This window comes from Streptomyces sp. NPDC050997 (genome assembly GCF_040660135.1).
GTDB lineage: Bacteria > Actinomycetota > Actinomycetes > Streptomycetales > Streptomycetaceae > Streptomyces.
In genome coordinates this window covers 103088-125457 of record NZ_JBFAGK010000005.1, presented here as the reverse complement: position 1 = coordinate 125457, position 22370 = coordinate 103088, and the positions used below count along the sequence as shown (strand labels likewise).

Annotated in this window: 17 protein-coding genes; 2 read left to right on the top strand and 15 right to left on the bottom strand. The window is 71.2% G+C overall.

Going from position 1 to position 22370, the window contains the following annotated elements; genetic code table 11:
• Nucleotides 1-21 precede the first annotated feature (21 nt).
• The 11 genes from AB0H86_RS13340 to AB0H86_RS13290 form a co-directional block, all read right to left on the bottom strand.
• The gene (locus tag AB0H86_RS13340) at nucleotides 22-1080 is read right to left on the bottom strand and encodes a LacI family DNA-binding transcriptional regulator (RefSeq protein ID WP_362436688.1); all 1059 of its coding nucleotides are present in this window, start codon (nucleotides 1078-1080) and stop codon (nucleotides 22-24) included.
• Nucleotides 1070-2410: an amidohydrolase gene (locus tag AB0H86_RS13335; RefSeq protein WP_362436685.1), complete on the bottom strand. Its 1341-nt coding sequence runs from the start codon at nucleotides 2408-2410 to the stop codon at nucleotides 1070-1072. The genes AB0H86_RS13340 and AB0H86_RS13335 overlap by 11 nt, the downstream gene beginning before the upstream one ends.
• Nucleotides 2411-2967: 557 nt before the next feature.
• The gene (gene hydA / locus AB0H86_RS13330; RefSeq protein ID WP_362436683.1) at nucleotides 2968-4380 is read right to left on the bottom strand and encodes a dihydropyrimidinase; all 1413 of its coding nucleotides are present in this window, start codon (nucleotides 4378-4380) and stop codon (nucleotides 2968-2970) included.
• 38 nt (nucleotides 4381-4418) lie between these two features.
• Entirely contained in the window at nucleotides 4419-4799 is a 381-nt protein-coding gene (locus AB0H86_RS13325) for a gamma-glutamylcyclotransferase (RefSeq protein WP_362436681.1), read from the bottom strand.
• Nucleotides 4800-4812: 13 nt separating this feature from the next.
• Nucleotides 4813-5982, bottom strand: coding sequence for an FAD-dependent oxidoreductase (locus tag AB0H86_RS13320; RefSeq protein WP_362436679.1), 1170 nt, complete (start codon nucleotides 5980-5982; stop codon nucleotides 4813-4815).
• A complete protein-coding gene (locus AB0H86_RS13315) occupies nucleotides 5979-7358 on the bottom strand; it encodes an FAD-dependent oxidoreductase (protein ID WP_362436677.1) in 1380 nt (459 codons plus the stop codon). The genes AB0H86_RS13320 and AB0H86_RS13315 overlap by 4 nt, the downstream gene beginning before the upstream one ends.
• On the bottom strand, nucleotides 7351-7644 hold the full coding sequence (locus tag AB0H86_RS13310) for a (2Fe-2S)-binding protein (protein WP_362436676.1): 294 nt from the start codon (nucleotides 7642-7644) through the stop codon (nucleotides 7351-7353). Before AB0H86_RS13310 ends, AB0H86_RS13315 begins: the two co-directional genes overlap by 8 nt.
• 35 nt (nucleotides 7645-7679) lie before the next feature.
• Complete coding sequence (locus AB0H86_RS13305; protein ID WP_362436674.1) at nucleotides 7680-8462, bottom strand: amino acid ABC transporter ATP-binding protein; 783 nt, start codon at nucleotides 8460-8462, stop codon at nucleotides 7680-7682.
• Entirely contained in the window at nucleotides 8459-9187 is a 729-nt protein-coding gene (locus AB0H86_RS13300) for an amino acid ABC transporter permease (protein WP_362436672.1), read from the bottom strand. Before AB0H86_RS13300 ends, AB0H86_RS13305 begins: the two co-directional genes overlap by 4 nt.
• 19 nt (nucleotides 9188-9206) lie before the next feature.
• On the bottom strand, nucleotides 9207-10079 hold the full coding sequence (locus AB0H86_RS13295) for an ABC transporter substrate-binding protein (protein WP_362436670.1): 873 nt from the start codon (nucleotides 10077-10079) through the stop codon (nucleotides 9207-9209).
• Between the two features lie 7 nt (nucleotides 10080-10086).
• Nucleotides 10087-11037 carry a dihydrodipicolinate synthase family protein gene (locus AB0H86_RS13290; protein ID WP_362436668.1) on the bottom strand — a complete coding sequence of 317 codons (951 nt, stop codon included), beginning with the start codon at nucleotides 11035-11037 and terminating at the stop codon, nucleotides 10087-10089.
• A gap of 237 nt (nucleotides 11038-11274) precedes the next feature.
• Between AB0H86_RS13290 and AB0H86_RS13285 the strand changes: the two genes are divergently transcribed.
• Nucleotides 11275-12312: a LacI family DNA-binding transcriptional regulator gene (locus AB0H86_RS13285; protein ID WP_362436666.1), complete on the top strand. Its 1038-nt coding sequence runs from the start codon at nucleotides 11275-11277 to the stop codon at nucleotides 12310-12312.
• Between the two features lie 151 nt (nucleotides 12313-12463).
• Here the strand turns inward: AB0H86_RS13285 and AB0H86_RS13280 are convergent, their stop codons facing one another.
• From AB0H86_RS13280 to AB0H86_RS13265, 4 genes are all read right to left on the bottom strand, one after another.
• Nucleotides 12464-14662: a bifunctional serine/threonine-protein kinase/ABC transporter substrate-binding protein gene (locus tag AB0H86_RS13280; RefSeq protein ID WP_362437340.1), complete on the bottom strand. Its 2199-nt coding sequence runs from the start codon at nucleotides 14660-14662 to the stop codon at nucleotides 12464-12466.
• Nucleotides 14663-14690: 28 nt separating this feature from the next.
• Complete coding sequence (locus tag AB0H86_RS13275) at nucleotides 14691-16823, bottom strand: bifunctional serine/threonine-protein kinase/ABC transporter substrate-binding protein (protein ID WP_362436665.1); 2133 nt, start codon at nucleotides 16821-16823, stop codon at nucleotides 14691-14693.
• Nucleotides 16823-17758, bottom strand: a complete 936-nt coding sequence (locus AB0H86_RS13270) for a hypothetical protein (RefSeq protein ID WP_362436663.1) — start codon at nucleotides 17756-17758, stop codon at nucleotides 16823-16825. Before AB0H86_RS13270 ends, AB0H86_RS13275 begins: the two co-directional genes overlap by 1 nt.
• Nucleotides 17759-18092: 334 nt before the next feature.
• Nucleotides 18093-20129, bottom strand: a complete 2037-nt coding sequence (locus AB0H86_RS13265) for an FAD-dependent oxidoreductase (RefSeq protein ID WP_362436661.1) — start codon at nucleotides 20127-20129, stop codon at nucleotides 18093-18095.
• Between the two features lie 333 nt (nucleotides 20130-20462).
• Between AB0H86_RS13265 and AB0H86_RS13260 the strand changes: the two genes are divergently transcribed.
• Complete coding sequence (locus AB0H86_RS13260) at nucleotides 20463-22355, top strand: NAD-binding protein (RefSeq protein ID WP_362436659.1); 1893 nt, start codon at nucleotides 20463-20465, stop codon at nucleotides 22353-22355.
• Nucleotides 22356-22370: the final 15 nt, after the last annotated feature.

Below are 22370 nucleotides of genomic sequence, written 5' to 3'. Positions count from 1 at the left end.
GGTGGTTCTCGTGTGAGGTGGTCAGGGGGCCGGACGCACGGGAGCCGTACTGGCGCGGACCTTCAGCCGAACGGGCAGGATGTGCCGGGAGGCGGGGGGTACCTCATCCCGGTGGACGTAGCTCAGCAACTGGGCACCTGCCGTGCGGCCGACGTCGTAGGCGGGCTGGTGGACGGTGGTGAGGCGGGGGTGGACACGGGAGGCGAGCATGATGTCGTCGAAGCCCGCCACGGAGACGTCGTCGGGGACGCGCAGGCCCGCGTCCTCCAGGGCGGCGACCGCGCCGAGCGCCATCAGGTCGTTGGCGGCGAACACCGCGGTGAAGTGATGCGGGCCGCCGTCCTCCAGGGCCGCGGCGACCAGGTTGTAGCCGGACCGTTCGACGAAGGCGCCCTCGACCTCGGTGACCCCCGTGTGGCCGAACGCCTCCCGGAAACCGGCGATCCGTTCCAGGCTGCTGACCAGGTCCACCGGGCCGCTGATCGCGAGCACCCGGCGATGGCCCAGCTCCCGCAGGTGCTGCCCGATGAGTCGGCCGCCCGCCCGGTGGTCGGCGGTGACCAGGATGGTCTGCTCCAGCAGACCGGGTACGACCTCGTCGGCCAGAGCGATGGGGAACCGCCCGAGCAGTGACGCCAGCCGGCCACGGGAGGGCGGCGAGCCGGAGGCGTACACCATGCCGTCGATGAACCGGCCGCGGAGCATCTCCAGATAGCGGTCCTCGCGGTCGGGGTCGAACTCGGTGTTGCACAGGATGACCCCGTAGCCCAGGTCGTGGGCGGCGTCGTCGACACCCTTGGCGAGTTCGGCGAAGAACTGGTTGGTGATGTCGGGCACCAGCAGCCCTATGACGTTGGTCGAACCGGCCTGGAGATTGCGGGCCGTTGAGGCGGGAACGTAGCCGAGTCGGCTGACGACCGTGCGGACCCGCTCGGCCGTCTCCTCCGCGACCGGCCGGTTGCCGCTCAGCACGTGCGACACCGTGGTCGCACTGACCCGGGCGGCCGCCGCCACGTCCTTGATCGACGCGGGCCGCCGCATCCGGCGGTGGCCCGCGTCCTCGTCCGGCTCACGGGTCATAGTGCTGCACCGCTCTGCCGTGCGAGGTGTCCAGCAGCGCGGGCACGCGTGCCTCGACCTCGGCCAGCAGCCCCGGCAGGTCCACGGTCAGCAGCCGGCCGTCCCGCACCACGACCCGCCCGTCCACCACGACCGCGCGCACATCGCTCGCCCGCGCGCTGTAGACCAGGGCCGCCACCGGGTCGTGCACCGGGCGGCAGTGGACTCCGCCCAGGTCGACCAGCACGATGTCACCGGCCCGGCCCGGCTCGAGGGCGCCGATCCGGTCGCCGAGCCCGAGCGCCTGGGCCCCGCCGCGCGTGGCCAGCCGGACCGTGTCGGAGACCGTCATCCAGGTGGCGTCCCGCTCCGCCTGTTTCTGGGTCAGCGCGACCAGCCGCATCGCCTCCCACACGTCGAGCGTGTTGTGCCCGGCCGCCCCGTCAGTCCCGGCTCCGACAGCCACACCGGCGTCCAGCAGGCTCCGTACCGGAGTCAGCGGACGCAGAGCGTGCTTCAGGTAGACCTTGGGGCAGCAGGCCACGCCGGTACGGTCCCGGTGCGCCGCCAGCAGCGGCAGATCTTCGCGGACGATGCCGCACCCGTGCGCGATGAGCGCGCCCGCCTCCAACACGCCGGTCCGCTCCAGCACTCCGATGGGGGTGATGCCGCGCCGCGCCAGGCTCGACTCGGTCTGTTCCAGGTGCTCGGCGGCGTGGATGTGGATCCGCAGACCCGTCTCCCGGGCCAGCTCCGCGAGCCGGACCAGGTCCGTGTCCTCGACGGTGTACGGCGCGTGCGGGCCCAGCGACGCGGTGACCCGCCCGCCGGCGGTGCCGTGCAGGGCGGCGGCGGTCTCGGCGCTCTGTTCAAGAGCCGCGCGACCCCGGCTGCTGAAGTAGGTCGGTGCGATGTCGGCCCGGATTCCCGTACGCACGACGGCGTCGGCGATCCGCCCGGGGTGGAAGTAGTGGTCGGCGAACGTGGTCACCCCGCCGAGCAGCATCTCCGCACAGGCCAGCTCGGCACCGAGACCGATGTCGGCGGGGGTGAGGTTGACCTCCATCGGCCACACCCGCTCGTTGAACCAGGCCTCCACACTCACGTCCTCAGCGGCCCCGCGCATCAGCGTCATCGGGCCGTGGGTGTGGGCGTTCACCAGACCTGGTACGGCGGTCAGTCCCGTGCCGTCCACGGTCTCCGCCCCGACGGCGTCCGGCCCGGAGCCGGCCGGGCCCAGCCAGGTGATCACTCCGTTCTCGACCAGGATGTCCTGGTCCTCCTCCACCCGGCAGGGGCCCGATTCGGGCACGACCAGCACCGAGCAGGAGGTCACGATCAGTCGGCGCATGATGCGGATCCTTCCGTCCGAACCGGACGCTATGGACCCAAAACGTTTTGCACAACCCCTTGCCGGGCCGAGTCCCTGAGCCTGAGGGCGGCTCGGGAAAGCGTGCTGCGGATTGCCGCGCTCATGCGGGGGCCACGTGTAGTGCGTCATACCTACAGCCGACGCCCCGTTTCGGCGTCGGCATCACCACGGTCCACCGGTGCGTGGCTGAGCCGATCGAGGTCCGGGGTGCCCTGCCCCGGACCTGGCCACCGCGGTCGGCGGTCGTCGGCACGCACCGGACCAACCGCAAGCGCGGCGGCCACTGAAGACGACTGCGGCCGAGGTCATTGCGGAGGCCGGGACGCTGTCTCGCTGATGGCCGAGCGCTGCTGCAGAGGGTTGGGCTGGTTCGGGCCGTGCGTTTCGGCGGGTTGCCAGAATCGGATTGGCGACCCGCTCGATCACAGTTGCGTGATCGTTGGGCTGCCGCTGCCGCTGCCGCTGCCGCTGCCGCTGCCGCTGCCGCTGCCGCTGCCGCTGCAGCGCCGTTCGCCGCGTCAAGGGGACCCGCGGGATCAGCAGACCAGGGACCGGCTCAGCGGGCCGGAGCGCAGATGACGGCCGCGGGGCTCGGCGTCCGTCAGCCGGCCGGCCTCGACGACGGGACGGCCGCCCACCACGACGGTCTCCGGCCAGCCGGTGACCGTCATGCCCTCGTACGGCGTGTAGTCCGTGGCCATGTGCAGGCCTGCGCTGCGGACGGTCCGGGTGGCCGTGGGGTCCCAGATCGCCAGGTCCGCGTCCGAGCCGGGCGCGATGACTCCCTTGCGGGGGTACAGGCCATTGAGCCTGGCCGGGTTGGCGCACATCAATCCGACGAAGCGGGCCGCCGACAGGCCGCCCTTGAGCACCAGCTCGCTGAAGATCACCGGCATACGGGTCTCCACCCCCGGTAGACCGTTGGGCATCGCCCGTACGTCGTGGCTCACCGACTCCTTCTGGGCCGTGTCGTAGCAGCAGTGGTCGCTGCCGATGGTGGCGACCTGGCCCATCAGTACTCGGGAGCGCAGCCCGGTGACCGTGTCGGCGGCGCGCAGCGGGGGGCAGCACACGAACCGCTCCGGGTGCGGGCCCGCGTACGCCGTGTCGTCCAGGACGAGATGGTGGGCGACGGTCTCGGTGAAGGCGCGCACTCCTCGGCTGCGGGCGCGCGCCACCAGGTCGACGGCCTCGGGCGTGGACTGGTGCACGAAGTACACGGGAGCTGCGACCGATTCGGCGATGGCGAGGATCTCGGCGACGGAGGCGTTCTCGGCCAGTTCCGGCCTGGTGCCGGCGTGGTGGCAGGCACTGATCGCGTCGGCCGCTTCACCGCGTTCCTGCACGTCGGAGATGATGTGGTCGGCCTCGCAGTGGATGACCACCATGCCGCCGAGGTCCCTCAGCGTGGTCATCACGTTGAGGATGGTCTTCTCGTCGGCCATGGTCTCGCCGCGGTAGGTGGTGAACATCTTGACCGTGACGATGCCGTCGGAGGTCAGTGAGCGCAGCTGCTCCGGCACGGTGTCGTCCCACTGGACCACACACGCGTGCAGTGCGCTGTCGCACAACCCCTGCCCCGCCTTGGCGCGTTGGGCCGCCGCGACATCGGCCGGGTTCTGCCCGGGGCGGGGGATCGCGAAGTCGACGATCGTGGTCGTACCGCCGAAGACAGCGGCGGTCGTGGCCTGCCGGTAGTCGTCGAGGGAGGTGAAGTCCCCCGAGGTGAAACCGACATGGCAGTGCGGGTCCACCCCGCCGGGCAGTACGAGGCGTCCGGCGGCGTCTATCTCGGTGATGCCGGGCGGCTGTGCGGAACGGTACGCGCCCGGTTCCACCACCCCCAGGACCTTTCCGCCGCCGACCAGGACGTCCGCGGCGCCCTGCCAGTCGGCGTTGACCACGGTGCCGCCTCGGACGACGAGGTCGACCGGTTCGGAAAGGGACATGGCGAGCCTCCAGTAGGCCGGTACAGGGGGACGAGGGGTCAGAGCGTGGCGAGGTAGGCGTGCCAGCCGCCGTGGGCGGTGATGTCGAGGACACCGGGGGCCGTCAGTGCGGAGGCACGCATGCGCATCGAGAAGGAACCCGATCCGTCCTCCAGGGTGATGACGCCAAGTTCGAGTTCGTGGGGCTCCTCGGGGAGCAGCCGCTCGCGCAGCGCCTCGTAGCTGACCTCGTACACCTCGCCGTTGATCGCCGCGCCGCCCTCCGTGACCGGGTGCAGGCCGGGGAACTCGTCGCGTACGGAGAAGAAGCGGTAGGCGGGCGCCGTGCGGGCGGGGCCGAGCAGCCGTGCGTCCTTCAGCGCGTGGTTGAGGCTGCCTCCGGCCATGGCCTGGCCGTTGACGAACATCTTCAAGGTCATGGGTGAGTGCCTTTCAGGGCGATACGGGAGTGGTGGCGGCGTCGTACAGCAGGCGGCCGGGGCCCAGGTCGTCCACCGGGTCGGCCGGGGGCTCTCCGGTGATCTGGCGGCACAGCGTGTCGCCCCACACCGGGGCGAGAGTGAACGCGTAGGTGCCGCCCGCGACGAAGAACCCGGGGTGCCCGGAGACTTCGCCGATCACCGGCATCTCGTCCGGGGTCGCGGCCAGTGGTCCGGCCCACATGCGCAGCAGGCGCAGCCCGCCGAGGAACGGCAGGATCCGCCCGGCCTGGGCGAGGTTGCCGGCCATGCTGGCCGGACTGACGGTGCTGCGGCCCGCCATGTCCAGTCCGGCGGCGGGCCAGCCGCCGCCGATCAGCAGGTTGCCCGCACTGACCTGTTTGACCGACATGCCCTCGCCGATGTGCTGGATCAGGTGGTGCATCACCGGCGGCACCCGCACGGTCACGTGCATCTGGATCGCGACCGGTGACATACGGACGTGGATTCCGGCCAGCGCGGAGACCTCGGTGATCCACGGGCCGGCCACGTTGACGACCACGGGGGCGGTCCAACTGCGGTCCCCCGAGAGCACCTTGTAGTCGTCGCCGACCCGCTGGATGCCGGTCACCGGGGTGAAGGCGTGCAACTGGGTGCCGAGGCGCCGGGCGGCGGTCAGATAGGCGGGGGTGATCAGGAGCGGGTTGGCGTATCCGTCGAGCGGGCACCAACTGGCGGCGCGTACGCTCTCCGAAAGCAGGGGCAGTTGCTTGCGGACCTCGTCGCCGGTGAGCACTTCGGTGGGGATGCCCGCCCGGCGCTCCCACTCGTGCTTCTCCCTCAACTCCTCTTCCTGTGCGGCAGTTTCGGCGACCATAAAGCCGCCGCTCCGCCGCAGTTCCACGTCCGCGTCGAGACGCTCCTCGATCTGTGCCCAGTGGTCCGACGCCCGGCGTTGCAGCGGCAGCAGGCGGGCGCTGTCGACCGGCATCTCCTGGCCGGGGCGACGGGTGTGGATGGCCTGGATGTGGAGGTTGCCCGCGGTGGTGCCAGAGCCTTCCCTGTTGGGGGCGCCGCGCTCCAACACCACGACGTGGTAACCGCGTTCGGCGAGGTGGAAGGCGGTACTGGCGCCGAGGATGCCGGCGCCGATGACGATGACGTCCGGCTGTGCGCCGATCACTGGTCCGTCACCTCCCGCCCTTCGACCGTGCCGGCCATGGGCAGCGGTCGAAGCGGCATACGGGCCGCGAAGCACTCCGCCTCGCCCGGCGCGGCCAGCGCCGCGACTATGTGGCCGCATTCGCGGCCCTGGCAGGGGCCCATACCGGCGCGGGTGGCGGCTTTGGTGCCGTGCAGGTCGTTCCAGCCGGTCGCGGCAGCCCGCCGGATCTCGCCGGCGGTGACCCCCTCGCAGCGGCAGACCTGGGTGGCGTCGGCGATGTCGGCCATGGCGTCGGCGGGCAGGGGGTAGAGACGGTCGGTGAGCGCCGCGAACCGATCCAGGGCGCGGGCCCGGCGGCGGAGGCCCTCCACCCGCACGGGCGCGCGTTCGGGTGCCAGGCGGCGAAGGATCGCATGGGCGGCGAGCTGTCCTCGTACGCCTGCCGCGTGCACGCCCGCGATGCCGGCGCAGTCCCCGGCGACGTACAGCCCGTCCACCGAGGTCGCGCCGTCCGCGTCCACGACCGGGAGCCGCTCCGTGCCCGCCGGGTCGGCCTCGGTACGGCAGCCCAGCAGCTGGGGGAGCTCGGTGCTGGGGCGGAAGCCGAAGCCCACGCACAGCGCGTCGGTCTTGACCCGGCGGACGCCTCCGTCCGCACTGCCGATGTCCACGGCGGTGACCTGGGTATCGCCGTACGCCGCCAGTACGCGGGAGCCCTGCTCGACGCGGACGCCATGGCGGGCGAGGGTCAGCAGGTAGCGGGCGGCCTCCGCGAGCCGCGCCGGCTGCCGCAGCGCGCCGCCGGTCACAGCGGCCCGGGGGCGGTACGGGTGGTTCAGTTCGACCAGCGCCTCGATCTTGGCGCCCACCTCCAACAGGGCGCAGGCGACCGGGAGCAGGAACGGCCCGGTCCCGGCGAGCACCACCCGTTGGCCTACGGGGACCCGGTCCATGGTGGCCAGATGCAGGGCGAACCCGGGGGTCACCACACCCGGCAGCGTCCACCCGGGGAAGGGCAGGGTGCGTTCGTACGCGCCGGTGGCGGCGAGCGTGGCACGGGTGCGTACCCGTGCCTGGGCGCCGGTGCGCACGTCGCAGGTGAACAGGGTGCGGCCGGCGTCCTCGGCGCCCCAGACCAGGGTGCCGGTACGGCAGACGACCCCGGCGGCCCGTACCTGGCGGATCAGTTCGGTGCCGCGTGGGCGGAAGTCACCGAAGGCGGCGGCGAGTTGCTCGGCCCGACGCTTGTAGTACTGGCCGCCGAGCGTGTCGGACTCGTCGAGCAGGACCACACGCAGTCCGCCCCGGGCGAGGACCAGCGCCGCGTGCAGTCCGCCAGGCCCGCCGCCGACCACCGCGACGTCCGCCTCCAACTCCTCGCTGTGGTCAGCCATGTGCGGCCGTCGGCACGGGCTCGGTGTGGGTGCGGATGTCGGTGCCCTCGGCGACATGCGCGGTGCAACTGCGGGTGCTCGGGCGGCCGTTGATCGTCACCTCGCACTCCAGACAGACACCCATTCCGCAGAACGGGCCGCGCAACTGGCCGTTGACCGGGTTGCGGCGCAGCGGCCAGATGCCTGCCGCGACCAGGACCGCGGTTACGGACTGGCCCGCCCAGGCCTGGCTGGGGGTGCCGTCGATGGTCACGGTGACCGTCTCTGGTAGGTGGCTGGTGCTCATGGCTGTGCTCACAGGGCTCAAGGGGGGTGGGGGGTTCACAGAATCCGCTCCAGGAATTGCCGGGTGCGTTCGTGCTCCGGCGCGGAGAAGAACAGGTCCGGAGACTTGTCCTCCACCACCAGGCCGTCGGCGATGAACACCACCCGGTCGGCCGCCGCGCGGGCGAAGCCCATCTCATGGCTGACGACGATCATGGTCATGCCCTTCTCGCGGAGCCGGATCATGACGTCGAGCACCTCGCCGACCATCTCCGGGTCGAGCGCCGACGTGGGTTCGTCGAAGAGCAGCAGTTCGGGGCGCATCGCCAGGGCGCGGGCGATGGCCACCCGCTGCTGCTGGCCGCCGGAGAGCTGGGAGGGGTAGGAGCCGGTCTTGTCGGCGAGGCCCACAGTGGCCAGCAACTCCCTTGCTGCGGCGCGGGCTTCGGTCTTGGGGACGCCGTTCACGTGCACGGGGCCGGCCGCCACGTTGTCCAGGGCGGTCATGTTCGGGAACAGGTTGAACTGCTGGAACACCATGCCGGTGCGCCGCCGCTGGACCGCGATCCTGCGCTCCCGCAGAGGGATCTGGCGTCCGGCCCGGTCGCCGTAGCCGATGCGTCCGCCGCAGATGCTGACGGTGCCCGAGTCGGGGGACTCCAAGTGGTTGAGGGTGCGCAGGAACGTGCTCTTGCCGCCGCCCGACGGACCCAGGACGAGGACGACCTCGCCCTGCCGGACCGTCAGGTCGATGCCCTTGAGGACCTCGACTTCGCCGTACGACTTGCGGACCTGGCGCGCTTCGACGACCACGGGAGCGGCTGTCTTCTCGACGGTCATCGGGTCTCCAATTCGAGTGCCGGTACGGTGGCGCTCTTGATGCGGCGGCTACGGCTCGGCCCCGTCTGGTGGCCACGGCCGACCCGGATCTCCAGCCACCGCTGGACCAGTCCCCACAGGGTGGTCATCGCCAGGTAGTACAGGGCCGCCGCGGTGAGGCCCTCCAGGACACGGAAGTTGGTCTGGACGGCGAACTGGGTGCGGCGCAGCAGTTCTTCGACGGAGATCACCGAGACGAGCGTGGTCGTCTTGAGCAGGCCGTTGAAGCTGTTGCCGAGCGGCGGGACCATCACCCGCAGTGCCTGCGGCATGACCACCACCCGGAACACCTTCAAGGGCGGCATGCCCAGCGCGCGGGCCGCCTCGGACTGGCCGCGCGGGACCGAGAGGACCCCGGCGCGGACGATCTCCGCGAGGTACGCCGCCTCATTGAGGACCAGGCCGGTCAGTGCCGCGCTGATCACGCCGAGGCGCAGGCCCACCTGGGGCAACCCTGTGTAGATGATGACCAGTTGGACCAGCAGCGGGGTGCCGCGCATCAGCCACACGTAGAAGCCGGTGACGAGCCGGATCGGCGCGATCCGGGACGCTCTGCCCAGGGCTACGAACACGGCGAGCGGAAGGGCGAGCGCCATGCTGACCGTGGTCAGCCAGATCGTCGTCCAAGCTCCCTGAATGAGCTGGGGATTGCTGAGAAAGGAAAGGAAGGCATCCCAGGACCACATGGCTCTCGCCCTTCGCTGGTTACTTCGCGCTGATCGCGCCTGTGGTCACCTTGAGGTCGCCGCGGTAGGCCGTGACGCCGTATTTCTTGAACAACTTGGCCAAGTAGCCGTTTTCGCGCAGGGTGTTGAGCGCGCCCGCGACCGCGTCGGCGGGCTTCTGCTTGCCGAAGCCGAGGGCGAGCGGCGCGGGGTTCATGCCCTTGACCGCCGTCTCGAAGCGGCCGTCCTTCTGGTAGTAGCTGGTGACCGATTCGACGATGGCCACGCCCTCGACCTGGCCCGCGGACAGAGCCTGGTAGGCGTCGGCGGTGGTCGTGAAGGTGTGGACGGCGACCTGCGACTTCCCGGCGGCCTTCAATTCCTTGTTGAGCGCGGTGAGGGTGTCGAACTCGTAGCCCGGGGCCTCCACGGCGATGGTCTTGCCGGACAGGTCGTCCTCGGAGGTGATCTTCTTCGGGTTGCCCTTGGCGACGGAGACGGAGACGCCCTGGATCTCGTAGGGGAGGAGCTTGATGGTCTTGGCGCGCTCAGGTGTGTAGAACATGCCGGTGTCGATCATGTCCCAGCGCCCAGACTGCACGCCGGGGATCTGCGCGTCGAAGGGGATGTTGACGAACTTCGGGGTGAGACAGAGGAGCTTGGCTATCTCGTTGCCGAGGTCCACCCGCATGCCGACGATCTTGTTGGAGGCGTCCAGGTACTGCATGGGAGGCAGGGTCGCGTTGGTCGAAATCGTCAACGTGCCCGCCTTGACCAGGTCCGACTTGCCCACCTTGGGTGAGCAGCCGGTCGGGGCCGCGGCGCCGGACGACGAGGGCGAGGCCTCGCTGCCGCAGGCCGCCACGGTCAGAAGCAGGGCGGCGGAGGAGGCCGCGATGAGAAGTCTGCGCACGGTCGGTTCACCTTTTTCCGGTGCTGGTGGAACAGGGGTGCAGCCCGGCCTCGTCGAGCGCCGCGGACAGGCCGAGCAGAGCGGACGGGTTCTCCAGGGGGAGCAGCGGGGGGCGTACGTGCCCCCCGGGCTGCCCGAGCAGCCGCATGGCGGCTTTGAGCTGCGAGGTGGGTGAGGCGAACCGTGAGCTGTAGTCGTCGTTGACGAGCAGGTTCACAAGCCGTTCGTAGCGTGCGGACCATTCCCGGGCCCGGTCGAGGTCACCGGCCCAGTAGGCCTCGTAGAAGGGGACGGCGAAGAGGGCGCCGAGGCCGCCGCCGTCGATGTTTCCGGCGCCGCCGAACTCGGCCATGACGGCCATGCCCCGGCGGTGGATGAAGCGGCCGAAGACCTGGACCTTCCCGGCCAGGGCGGCGCAGGTGTCCGCGACCTTCAGCTCGTCACCGGAGCTGTCCTTGACGGCCACCACGGTGTCGAGTTCGGCCAGCATGGCCAGGGTGTCGACCGTGATGTCGACGGCGGTGCCGCGCGGCCAGTTGTAGACCATGAGCGGCAGGTCGACCGCCTGGGCAAGTGTGGCGTAGAAAGCGTGGATCTCGTCCTGGCTCGGATGGACGTAGGGCGGCGGGGTGGTGAGGATGCCGTCCGCGCCGATCGAGCGCGCGTGTTCGCCGTATCGCGCGGACTCTTCCGCGGTGTACGCGCCGCAGCCGATCACCACCGGTATCTGTCCGGAGAGTTCGGTGACCGCGATCTCGGCCACCCGGCGGCGCTCCTCGGGGGTCTGGGAGAACCACTCGCCGGTCGTGCCGTTCACCAGCACCCCGTGCACGCCGTGTTCCGCGTACAGCCGCAGCAGTGCGCGCCAGGCGCTCTCGTCGAGCGAGCCGTCGGCGGTGAACGGCGTGGGTGCGGCCGGCCAGTAGCCGTGCCAGGAGACGGCACCCGTGGGGATCATGGTGAGCTCCAATCGCGTGGCTGTCCCTTCGTGACACCTCAGGACGCCACTCTGTGGGATCGATTCCACCGAACCGTTGCAGTCGATCGGGGCGGGGTCAAGGCAGGATTGGCTTGAAATTGCCTGCGAAACGTACTTTTTACGCCATGGACTTCAAGGCGTCTGACATGATGACGTTCATCGGCTCGGGTTGCGGAGAGTCGACATGGGATCGATTTCATGATCGGGGGTGGACCGATGGCGGTCACCTTGGACCAGGTGGCGGACGCGGCGGGGGTCTCCAAGAGCACGGCCTCGCGAGTGCTGAGCGGCTCCAGCCGGGTCAGCGACCGGACGAAGCGCGCGGTGCAGTCCGCGGCGGAACGCCTCGGCTACCGCCCGAACCGGATCGCCAGCGGACTGCGTACGCGGCGCAGCAACCTCATAGGGCTGGTGATCACCAACCTGGTGAACGCCTCCTTCCACACCATCACCGGAGTGCTCCAGCAACGGCTGGACGAGTGCGGCTACCAGGTGCTGCTGTGCGTCACCGACTCCGACCCGGTGCGCGAACGTCGTTACCTGGACATGCTGTTGGACCACCGCGTCGACGGCCTGATCATCGTGGGCACCGGCGACAACACCGCGACGGTCCGGCAGGTGAGCGCGGCAGGCATCCCCGTGGTCAACCTGATGCGCACACCCGACGGCGCTCCCGGTGACTCCGTGATGGCCGGCGACCGGGAAGGCGCCGAACTGGCCGTCCAGCACCTGCTCGGACTCGGACACCGGCGCATCGCCTTCATCGGCGGCCCGCCGGGCGTCGACTCCGGACGCGACCGTTACGTGGGATTCGCTGCCGCCCTGACCGCCGCCGGGCTCGAACCCGAACCCACGCTCTGTGCCCGTGGCCCGTACACCGTGCCGTTCGGCGCGGAGGCGGTCATGCGGGTGATGGCCGCGGACGACCCGCCCACCGCGTTGTACAGCGCCAACCACGAAGCGACGTTCGGGGCGCTCGGAGCCCTGGTGCAGCTCGGCGTCCGGGTGCCGGAGCAGCTCTCTCTTGTGTGCCACGAGGAGGCGCCCTGGTTTCCGTACTGGCACCCGCCGATCACCGTCGTCGACAACGGCGCCCGCGACCTCGGCGAACTCGCCGCGGAGCAACTGTTGCGCCGCATCGACAGCCGCCCCGACAACGGCGGCCCCGGCCCGGACGGTGTCGGCCGGCTCATCCGCGTCGGTTCCCGGCTGGTGGTACGCAGTTCGACCACGGCTCCGCGCCGGCCGGGGTGATGGCCGGTTCTTCGGTCAGCCGACCTGTCCGGCTCTTGCGGTACTGCCCGGGTGTTGTGCCGTACTCGCGCTTGAACGCCCTGGCGAACGCGGAGCCTCTGCGCGGCGGAATGGGAATCTTCGCTTTGGGTCAACGGGCTGAATCTTCCTGTCAGCCCTTCCTCCCGCGCACCAGGTCGTGCCGCCCCAGGAAACGGAAGGCGCCGTCGGTGACCTGGTACAGGAAGTTCATGTTCACCAGTTCCAGAAAGTGGGTGCCCTGGAGGAACCGGATCCGCTTGGCCACGCCGTCATGGGTGGTGCGGAAGAGGCGTTCGGCGACCTCGCCGGGTTCGATCCCCGTGCCCGTGCCGAGCGAGTCCAGGGTGCCGGCGAGCAGACCGACGGCGTCGTACGCCTCGGCGGCCCAGCGGCCGGGGGGCTCGCCGTAGCGTTCGCGGTAGGCGGCGGTGAACGCCTTGGAGGCCTTGGTGCCGGTCGCGGCAGGATCGGTGTAGGGGGCTTCGAACAACCAGCCCTCGGCTGCCTCGCCCGCCTCCTTCAGGAAAGCCGGGCGCATCACGGGCTCGAATCCCATCCGCGGCCCCACGAAGCCCACAGCGGCCAGCGCGCGGGCGCAGAGCGCGGCCCGGATCGGCGAGGTACCCGTGTAGACGACAGCCTGCGCCCGGGCAGCCAGAGCGGTGTCGACTGCGGGGCGGAAGTCGTTCTCGTTCGCCGCCACGGAGTGGACCGTGGCCGTCCCCTCGTCGGGCGGGCTCTCGCGCAGCTCGCCGGCGATGTCCCAGGATGTCTCTCCCGCCGCACGGTCCTCGATGACGGCGGTCCGGCGTGTGGGGCGTACTCGGGTCAGGTAGTCGAGAGCCGGCATTCTGCGGGACATCTCGGAGGCCGTGATCGAACAGACGGTCGACAGATCGGGGTCGGGCAGTCCCACGGTCTCGGGTGCCAACGACACGAGGACGAGCGGCATGGACGCGTCCGTGTACAGGGGTGCCGCAGCGCGCACGGCGGCCGCGGTCGTGGGGCCGATCACTGCCAGGACCGCCGGGTCCGCGGTGAGGCGGCGTGCGGTTTCCTGTGCCCTGGCTGTCTCGCCCCTGTAGTCGAAGGTCTTCAGGGCGAGCTTGAAGCGTGCGTCGGCTCGGGTGTTGTGGACGGTGACGGCGAGCCGGGCCCCACGCTCCTGCGTTGTCCCCAGGGTTTTCTGCGGTCCTGTCAGGTCGAGTTGGAGGCCGATGGTGTGGGTCGGCAGGGTGCGCGGCGTGCCGCCGGCCGTGCTGTCCTCGCGGGTGAGCAGGACGGCGGCGCCGGTGCCGGACGCGGCGAGTACCGCGGCGGCCGAACCGACGACGGTGAGGAGTCGGCGGCGTGAGGGTGGGTGTGCCGTGTCCGTGCCGGATCGTTCCGGCGGTGTGCTGGCGGCCAGGCGGGGCGGCGGGTCGAGTGCCCGGGCGGACCCCTCGGCCACCAGACGCAGCACCCCGGGTGTCAGCCAGTCGCCCCGGCCGGTGGGGGCGGCGGGTGCGTCGGCGGCTGCCTCGAGCCGTTGGTGCAGGCCGGCCGCCGTGGGCCTGTGCCCGGGGTCCTTGGCCAGACAGTCGGTGACCGCCGCGCGTACCGGCGGCGGCAGGAGCCGGTCGAGGCCGCCGAGGTCGGGTTCTTCATGGACAGTGCGGTAGAGAACGGCCGCGGGGTCGCCGGTGCCGAAGGGCCGTCGTCCGGTGGCCGCGTAGGCCAGCACACAGCCGAGGGAGAACACGTCGCTCGCCGGGCCCACATCACCCCCGCCCGTCCGGGTCTGCTCCGGGGAGAGGTAGCCGGGCGTGCCGATGACCGCGTCGGGGGCGGTCAGCGCCGTCGCGCCGCCGTCCTGCGCGATACCGAAGTCGATCAGTCGCGGTCCGTCGAGGGCGAGCAGAACGTTGCCGGGCTTGACGTCCCGGTGCACCAGCCCCGCCGCATGTACCTCCGCCAGTGCCCGCGCCAGCAGGCGGCCCAGCGTGATGACGGTGTGCGTGGGCAGCGGCCCGTGGCCGTCCACCGCCTCGGCCAGCGACGGGCCGGGCACGAAGGTGCTCGCCAGCCACGGCTCGCGCGCCTCGGCGTCGGCGGCCGTCACCGGCACCACCCAGCGGCCGGTGAGCCCGGTCGCCAGCCGTACCTCGCGCCGGAACCGGGCCCGGAAGGAGGGATCGGCGGCATGCTCGGCGCGGATCATCTTCAGTGCCACCAGGGCCCCGGCCTCCGTACGGGCCAGGTAGACCACGCCCATGCCGCCCGCCCCCAGCCGGGCCAGCAGCCGGTGCCCGCCCAAGGCATCGGGGTCCTCCGCCCGCAGCGACCTCATCATCCGTCGTCTTTGTCCTCGGAAGCTCTCAGAAGTCCACCGAGCGGACGTAGGCGAACCGGCCGCCGTCCACTCGGTGGTGGTGGAACCGCGGCGTCCTGAGCTTTCTGTTTTCGTCGAACGCGTATGTGGCGACCAGCCCCTTGAACTCGGCCTTCGTGAGGGCCTCGGTGACCTGCGCACGGCTGGGGCGTCGGCCGCTCTTCGCGGCGAGTGCGGTGAGCCGGTCGATGAGCAGGCGTGTGACGTCGTACGCCTCGGCCCCCCAGACGGCCGGAGCGCCGCCGTACCGCTTGCGATGGGCGGCCGCGAAATCCCGCAGGGGCTCCGCCTCCGGAGCGATGTGCGAGGCCAGGACCTGCCAGCCCTCGGCCGCGCTGCCCGCCGCGGCGATGAACGACGCCGTGGCCAGGGAGGATTCGAGGAACCGCGGACCGTCGAAGCCCCGCTCGGCCAAGGCCCGGGCGACAGCTGCGGCGCGCTCCGGGGTGCCCATGTAGTAGAGGCCGTCGATGCCGTGGCCGAGCATGTCGGCGACCACGGGAGACAGGTCGGGCGCGCTGGCCGGGACGACCCGCGTGTACAGGTCCAGCCGCCGGCTCTCCGCCGTGCCGGGGACGAGGTTGGCGGACTCCAAGCCGACGGCCCCGCCCGCGCGGTCGGCCAGCAGACCTGGGCGGCGGGACCCCGACACAGCGAGCGCGGTGACCGCGCGCATGGCGGCGTAGTCCGCTGTCGGCGTGGCATGGAAGTAGACCCGTGAGTCGGTCAGCAGGACCGCCAGCGCCGCGTACGGTGAGAGTTCGGAGACGGTCAGCAGCGGCATCCCGACGCGCTCGTAGATCTCCAAGGAGGCCGTGACGGAGGTGTATCCGGTGGGGCCGAGGACGGCGAGTACCTCTTGGTCACGCGTCAGGCGCCGGGCCGCTTGCTGGGCCCGTGCGGTCTCACCCCGGTCGTCCACCACCTTGAGCGTCAGCGTGAACGGCTTGTCCTTGCGGGCGTTGAACTGTTCCACGGCCAGCCGGGTGGCCCGTTCCTGCGCCCTTCCCGCCTCCTTCTGCGGGCCGCTCAGATCCGCCTGGACCCCGATGACCCGGCGCGGACCCGTGGACTGTGCCGCCGGAGTCTCCTCATCGTCCCGCAGCGCCGCCCACAGCGCCGCGCCGCCGCCCGCCGCGAGCACGGCCGCACCGCCCGCGGCCAGGGCCAGGATCCGTCGGCGGCCCGGTACTTGGGCCTCGCCTGGGACCTCGGTGGGCTCGATACCGGGCAGTGCGAGGAGCTCGGCCGACCGGTCGGCGACCATCCGCACCACGGCGTCCGGCAGCCAGTCGATGGAACTCTCCGGGGCGTCCTCCACCAGCTCCGCGTCCATCTCCGCTGCCGTGGGCCGGCGTCCGGGCTCCTTGGCCAGGCAGCGCACCAGCAGCGCCCGCAGCCCGTCGTCCTCGACACCGTTCAGTTCCGGTGCGTCGTGGACCGTGCGGTACAGCAGCGCGTCCACGGCACCGGTGCCGAACGGCAGCCGTCCGGTGGCGGCGTACGCCAGGACGCAGCCCAGGGAGAACACATCGCTCTGCGGGCCCACCCGCTGGGCCCGTGCCTGCTCGGGGGAGAGGAACCCGGGCGTGCCCACCACCATGTTGTCCGTGGTCAGCTCCGTCGCCTCGGCGGCCGTGGGCCGCGCGATGCCGAAGTCGATCAGCCGGGGCCCGTCGAGGGCGAGCAGGATGTTGCCGGGCTTGACGTCGCGGTGCACCAGGCCCGAGTCGTTCACCGCGGACAGGGCCTGAGCCAGCATCTTGCCCAGCACCCGCACCGCGCGCACCGGCAGCGGCCCGCACGCCGCGACCGCCTCGGCCAGCGACGGCCCCGGCACGAACGCCGTCGCCAGCCACGGCGCCTCGGCCTCCGCGTCGGCGCCCAGCACCGGCACCACCCAGGGACTGTCGACCCGTCCGGCGCAGGCCGCCTCACGGCGGAACCGGGCCCGGAACTCGGGCTGCTCGGCGAACTCGGGCTGGATCACCTTCACCGCGGCCAGCTCCCCGGCCCCGGTGCGGGCCAGGTAGACCACGCCCATGCCGCCCGCGCCCAGCCGTCCCAGCAGCCGGTGGCCGCCCAGGCGCGACGGATCGGACGGAACCAGCCGCTCCATCACGCACCCCCCGTCGTGCCCGGCACCGACTTGCTCGGCGAGACCTTCGCCTCCGGTGAGACCTTCGCCTCCGGCGAGTCGGAGGGCGCCGAGGCATCCCATCCGATCGCCCCATCCACCCGCGTCGTCGCCTTGGTATGCGCCTCGACGATCGGGTCCAACACGTCCGCAGCAGTGTGCCCACGTCCCCCGCACCCGGAGACGGATACCACCACCGGTCCGAGCGTCACCTGATGCCAGGTGTAGGGATACGGGCCGCCCCGGGTGTCACTTCGGCACTTGCCGTTCTCGGTCACCCGGTCGTCGTAGTCCGTGTTGGCGCTCTCGCCGAAGACGCTTCCCAACGAATACAGATTCGTCAGGCGCTCGCCCGGCCGCAGCAGCTGCTCCTCGCAGCCGAGGGCCTCCTCCAGGAACCGGGCCTGCTCCCAGGCGGCGTCCATGGGCGTACGGTGCACGGTGACCGTGGCCGACAGCCGCATCGCCCCCTTGCCGCCCGCCGCGGGTAACTCGAAGTGCCGGGTCAGTGAGGCCAGGACGTTCTTCGGCAGCTCCTGCTGCTGCCACACGCAGTCCTCGCCCAGCACCGCCCAGCGGGCGGGGTCACCCTCGTGCGGCGTCGCCCGTACCACGCCCGGCCCGAACTGCTCCGGACCGGGAATCACCTTCTGGATCAACTCCCGCGCCTGCTCCCGGGTCTTCGGCTGCTTCGCCGCGTCGAAGCTCGGTGTCGGCGGCGCCCCCGTCCCTCCGTCCGCTCCCGTCCCGCCCCCTGCTCCCGCGTCCGCATCGGTGCTCCGGCCGGCCTTCGGCGTCGCCGCCTCGGCCGTGTCTTCGTCACCGCCTCCGCCGTCACCGCCGCCGGTGCACCCGAGCAGTAAGCTCCCGCACGCCGCGAGAACCCCGCAGACACGCACTGTTCTCGCGTACGCCACGACTCCCCCTTGCCCTCGATCTCCCCTTGAGTTCTTTCTCCGCACTCCCTTGCCACGTCCTGCGCGACGGACACCGCGCTGACCGGCTGTCGCATGCTTGTACCGATGCCACTTTCACGTCACGCGGTTCCCCGGGCCCGCCTCTGGCACCTGCGCCGCCGACAACCCACCCGGTCGACCGGATACTACCTCTCCACTTGCCAACTCCCTTGAGACAAAGTCAAGTTCGGGCCCGGCTGAATGCCCCAGTGGAGACGCCGTCGAGTCTCCTCCGGCGAAGCCTGCTTGGAGGCCCTTCGGGCTCGACGGCGTCTCAGAGTTTTTCCGCGAGCCCTTAGGCGGGCCGAGGAACAGGTCGCGAGGTGTGGACCTCCAGGGCGGCGCGGACCGCCGACTCCAGTGCGCCCTCGATCCAGGCCGGCTTGAGGGAGGTGTGGTCACCCGCGAAGTGCAGCGGGCCCTCGGGCACCGGGATGGAGGGCAGCAACTCGGTGTGCTGGCCGGGCAGCAGTACGGACGCCTCTCCGTAGGCGTAGGGGTCGCGCAGCCAACTCTGGGTGCGTCCGGCGCCGGTGTAGAAGACCTCGACACGCTGGCCGTAGACCTGCTGCAGTCCGCACAGCGCGTGCGGGTAGCGGGCCTCGTCGTCCAAGGAGTCCCAGCGGAGTGCGTCGTCCGCCCAGCTGTAGGAGGCCAGCACCACTCCGCCGGAGCTGCCGGGGACCGGGTGGGAGGGGTGGTACATGAACCGGTTGGCGCTGTCCGACACCGAGCCGCCGCCGACGACGTGCGCGGCCTCGGGCTGGTCGCGGGAGACGGCACGGTTGGCGGCGTAGTGGGTGCGCTGGCCCGGGGTGATGTGGCCGCCCGGCACGGAGGAATGGGCGCCGAGCAGGCTGCCGTCGGCGGGTGCGCGGCCGGTGCGGTAGGCGTCGTACAGCTTCGGGTCGATCCGGCCCAGCTCGCGCTTCCAGTCGGCCTCCGTGAACTCCCACCAGCGGCGGCTGAACTCCAGCAGCACCTTCGTGGCGCTGTCGTAGTGCAGTTCGGTGACCGCGCGGCGCTTGCGGTACGACATCAGGGGGCTGATCTGTACGTGCCGTAGACCGGAGAAGGGCACGGTGACCACGGCGGCGTCCGCGGTGAACTGCTCGCGTACCACCGGGCCGTCGCGCCCTTCGGAGACCGTGTCCACCCACACCTGAGGGCCCTTGCGGCCGACGTGCCGGGTGTCGGAGGAAGGACGGTCGGGATCGTGGTACTCGACGCGGGTGACCCGGCGGTCGAACCGGACCGTGTCGCGCACCTGCTCCAGCAGCGCGTCCGGCAGCACCGCCGTGCCGCCCTCCAGCTCCCAGAAGGCGGTGTCGGGGCTGATGAGGGAGGAGCCGATGAAGCTGTGGATGAACGACAGGGGCAGGCGTGACGTGAGGTTCTCCAGGGTGCCGATCAGGTCGACCGTGCGCTCGTCCAGCCCCGCGTGCTCGGTCAGGAAGCGGAACATCGACCAGTCGCCGAACCGCTGGATGACCCTGGCCCAGCCCTGCACCCGTTCCGGCAGCGGCTTGTCGACCCGCTTGCCGCCGGCGTCCACGGTGCTGAACTCGTCGCGCACCGGATCCAGCACCGACCGGAGGATGGCCCCGGCGGGAGTGTCCCAGCGGGCGCGCGGCACGCCGAAGGACCGGTTGATACGGCGAGGCGTACGGGCGTACTCCTCGCGCCGCATCCGGATGCCGTTGACGTAGATCCAGGTGCGGTTGGCGGGCCGGCCGTCACCGTCGACGTCGACGTAGTGGAAACGCCGCTTCCTCAGGTCCAGTTGGTCGATCAGACCCATCACCAGCGGGTGGCTGCCGGGCAGTCGCATGGCGCCCGCCTCGGCGTACTGGCGGGGGTCGGCGAAGGGCTGCGCTGCCTCTTCGTGGCCGCCGCGGCGGAAGGTCTTGACGCGTCCGCCCGCCCGGTTGCCGTTCGCCTCGAGAACGGTCACGTGGTGGCCCGCCCGCTTCAGCAGTAGCGCCGTCACCAGACCGGCCGGGCCGGCCCCGACGACGAGCACCTTCTTGGGCGCGGCCGTTCGCTGAGCGGGCAGTCCGTCCTTGAGTACGCGCTCGTAGCGTGGGACCAAGGGGCGGTCGTGGTCGTCCACGACCAGCAGGGCCCGGGCCACAGCCAGGCACCTGTCGAAGTCCGCGCCCCGGGTGGGCGCCGGTGCGGCCGGGACGGCCTGTACGGGCATCGCCATGGCAGGCGTGGCAGGCGTGCCACTGGCCAGAGCGGTGGCCGCCGCAGCCGTTCCCGCTGCCGTTGTGAAGCTGCGCCTGGACAGGCCTGAACCTGCCATGACGGCTTCGTGATCTTCAGTCATGACGCACTTGTACCGGTCGGCCGACCCGACCCGCCCACCCGCGTCGCGGCGTTGCCCCGAACGAGCGATGCCGAGGTCAAACCGCTGACGCCCGGTCGGACGTCCGCGGAGCGGCGCCTTCGGCGACGTCCCCGAAGGGATGAAAGACAGACGGTGATCCGCGTGTCACGGCCGCCGCGTCGGCACACTCCAGGTGGCCGCGTGGCCGCGTGGCCGCGTGGCCGCGTGGCCGTGCGCGGTCGGTGGGGGAGCGGCGGGGCAGACCGGAGCGGCCGGGCAGACCGGAGCGGCATGGCTGCCGCCGCCGGAACCTCGGCGGAACAGGGGGCAGGCGTGGCACGAACGGCTTCACTCAAAGGCAGGGCACGCTACTGGTTCGACACCACTTTGGCCCGCGGCACCTCCGCGCTCGTCGGCTGGCTGGCCCTGGGCTGCCTCGCCATCGTCTTCCCGGCGAGCGCCGTGCTGGTGTGGACGGACCCACATGCGCCCGCGTCCCGCTCGGGGAGGCTGGCAGCGATCTGGCACCTCACCGGTGAGACACTGCGGCTCGGCGGGGCGACAGGCCCGGTCCTGCGCGTGCTGTTGTCGGTACTGCTCGCCCTGGTCGCCCTGGTGTACGTCTCCACCCTCGTCGGTCTGATCACCACCGGACTCACTGAGCGACTCGAGGCACTGCGGCGGGGCCGCTCCACCGTCATCGAGCAGGGGCACTCGGTGGTGCTGGGCTGGTCCGAGCAGGTGTTCACGGTGGTGAGCGAACTGGTGGCCGCCAACGCCAACCAGCGCTACGGCGCGGTGGCCGTCATGGCGGACCGGAACAAGACCACCATGGAGGAGGCCCTCAGCAGCAAGGTGGGGACCACCGGCCGTACCCGGCTGATCTGCCGCAGTGGTCCCCCCACCGACCCCGCCCTGGTCGCCCTGACCAACCCCGGCGCGGCGAGCGCGGTGCTGGTGCTGCCCCACGACGATCCGTCAGCAGACCCGGAAGTGGTCAAGACGCTGCTGGCCCTGCGGTCCGCACTCGGCGAGGAGGAAGGTCCGCCCGTCGTCGCCGCCGTCAGAGACGACCGGTACCGGCTGGCGGCCTCCCTCGCCGCGGGAACACGCGGCACCGTCCTGGAGAGCGACGCGATCACCGCCCGGCTGATCGTCCAGTCCGCCCGCCGCCCCGGACTCTCCCTGGTGTACCGCGACCTCCTGGACTTCGCCGGAGACGAGTTCTACCTCACCTTCGACCCGGCCCTGACCAGCCGCTCCTTCGGCGACACACTGTTGGCCTACGCCACCTCCAGCGTGGTCGGCCTGCTGCGCGACGGCAGGCCCTTGCTGAACCCGCCGCCGCAGACCCTGATCAAACCCGACGACCGGCTGATCGTGATCACGCGGGACGACGACACCGCGCGGCTCAGCGACTGCTACGGGCTGGTCGACGAGTCGGTGATGACGCCCTGGAAGCCGGTGAAGGCCCGGCCCGAACGGGTCCTGATCCTCGGCTGGAACCGGCGGGCCTCGCTCATAGTCGACCAGTTGGGCCGGTACGCCGTGCACGGCTCGGTCATCGCCGTGGTGGCGGACCGGAAGGAGGTGACGGCCGAGCAGGTCCGGGAGATCGGTGCACACTTCGCACCCCGGCTGACCATCACCTTCCGGCCTGGAGACGTCACCCGGCCCGAGACACTTCGGTGCCTGGAGATCGACTCGTACGACAGTGTCGTCGTGCTTGCCCCGGACCCCGTCCCGGGACAGCAGCCCGGCGAGGCCGACAATCGGACCCTTGTCACGCTCCTCGTTCTGCACCTGCTGGAACAGGAGACCGGACGGGAGCTGCCGGTGGTCACCGAGATGACCGACGACCGCAATCGGACGCTCGCGCCCATCAGCCCCGGAGCCGACGTGATCATCAGTGGGAAACTCATCGGCCTGCTGATGGCCCAGATCTCCCAGAACCGGCACCTGGCCGCCGTGTTCGAGGAACTGTTCTCCCTCACCGGCAGTCAGGTCCACCTGCGGCCGGCGGCGTCGTACGTCCTGCCCGGCTGTGAGGCGTCCTTCGCCACGGTCGTCGCAGCGGCACGGCAGCGGGGCGAATGCGCCATCGGCTACCGCCGCCACGACCGGGCCACGGCCGTTCCCGATCACGGAGTGCGTATCAACCCGGACAAGAGCGAGCGACGGCGCTGGACGGATCGCGACGAGGTGGTCGTGATCGCGCGGGACTGACGCAGCCGCTCAGGG

What these genes read in the sequence shown, in the direction of transcription:
- AB0H86_RS13340 (WP_362436688.1), bottom strand. Translation starts at nt 1,080, where the DNA reads ATGACCCGTGAGCCGGACGAGGACGCGGGCCACCGCCGGATGCGGCGG.
- AB0H86_RS13335 (WP_362436685.1), bottom strand. Translation starts at nt 2,410, where the DNA reads ATGCGCCGACTGATCGTGACCTCCTGCTCGGTGCTGGTCGTGCCCGAA.
- hydA (WP_362436683.1), bottom strand. Translation starts at nt 4,380, where the DNA reads ATGTCCCTTTCCGAACCGGTCGACCTCGTCGTCCGAGGCGGCACCGTG.
- AB0H86_RS13325 (WP_362436681.1), bottom strand. Translation starts at nt 4,799, where the DNA reads ATGACCTTGAAGATGTTCGTCAACGGCCAGGCCATGGCCGGAGGCAGC.
- AB0H86_RS13315 (WP_362436677.1), bottom strand. Translation starts at nt 7,358, where the DNA reads ATGGCTGACCACAGCGAGGAGTTGGAGGCGGACGTCGCGGTGGTCGGC.
- AB0H86_RS13310 (WP_362436676.1), bottom strand. Translation starts at nt 7,644, where the DNA reads ATGAGCACCAGCCACCTACCAGAGACGGTCACCGTGACCATCGACGGC.
- AB0H86_RS13305 (WP_362436674.1), bottom strand. Translation starts at nt 8,462, where the DNA reads ATGACCGTCGAGAAGACAGCCGCTCCCGTGGTCGTCGAAGCGCGCCAG.
- AB0H86_RS13300 (WP_362436672.1), bottom strand. Translation starts at nt 9,187, where the DNA reads ATGTGGTCCTGGGATGCCTTCCTTTCCTTTCTCAGCAATCCCCAGCTC.
- AB0H86_RS13290 (WP_362436668.1), bottom strand. Translation starts at nt 11,037, where the DNA reads ATGATCCCCACGGGTGCCGTCTCCTGGCACGGCTACTGGCCGGCCGCA.
- AB0H86_RS13285 (WP_362436666.1), top strand. Translation starts at nt 11,275, where the DNA reads ATGGCGGTCACCTTGGACCAGGTGGCGGACGCGGCGGGGGTCTCCAAG.
- AB0H86_RS13280 (WP_362437340.1), bottom strand. Translation starts at nt 14,662, where the DNA reads ATGAGGTCGCTGCGGGCGGAGGACCCCGATGCCTTGGGCGGGCACCGG.
- AB0H86_RS13275 (WP_362436665.1), bottom strand. Translation starts at nt 16,823, where the DNA reads ATGGAGCGGCTGGTTCCGTCCGATCCGTCGCGCCTGGGCGGCCACCGG.
- AB0H86_RS13265 (WP_362436661.1), bottom strand. Translation starts at nt 20,129, where the DNA reads ATGACTGAAGATCACGAAGCCGTCATGGCAGGTTCAGGCCTGTCCAGG.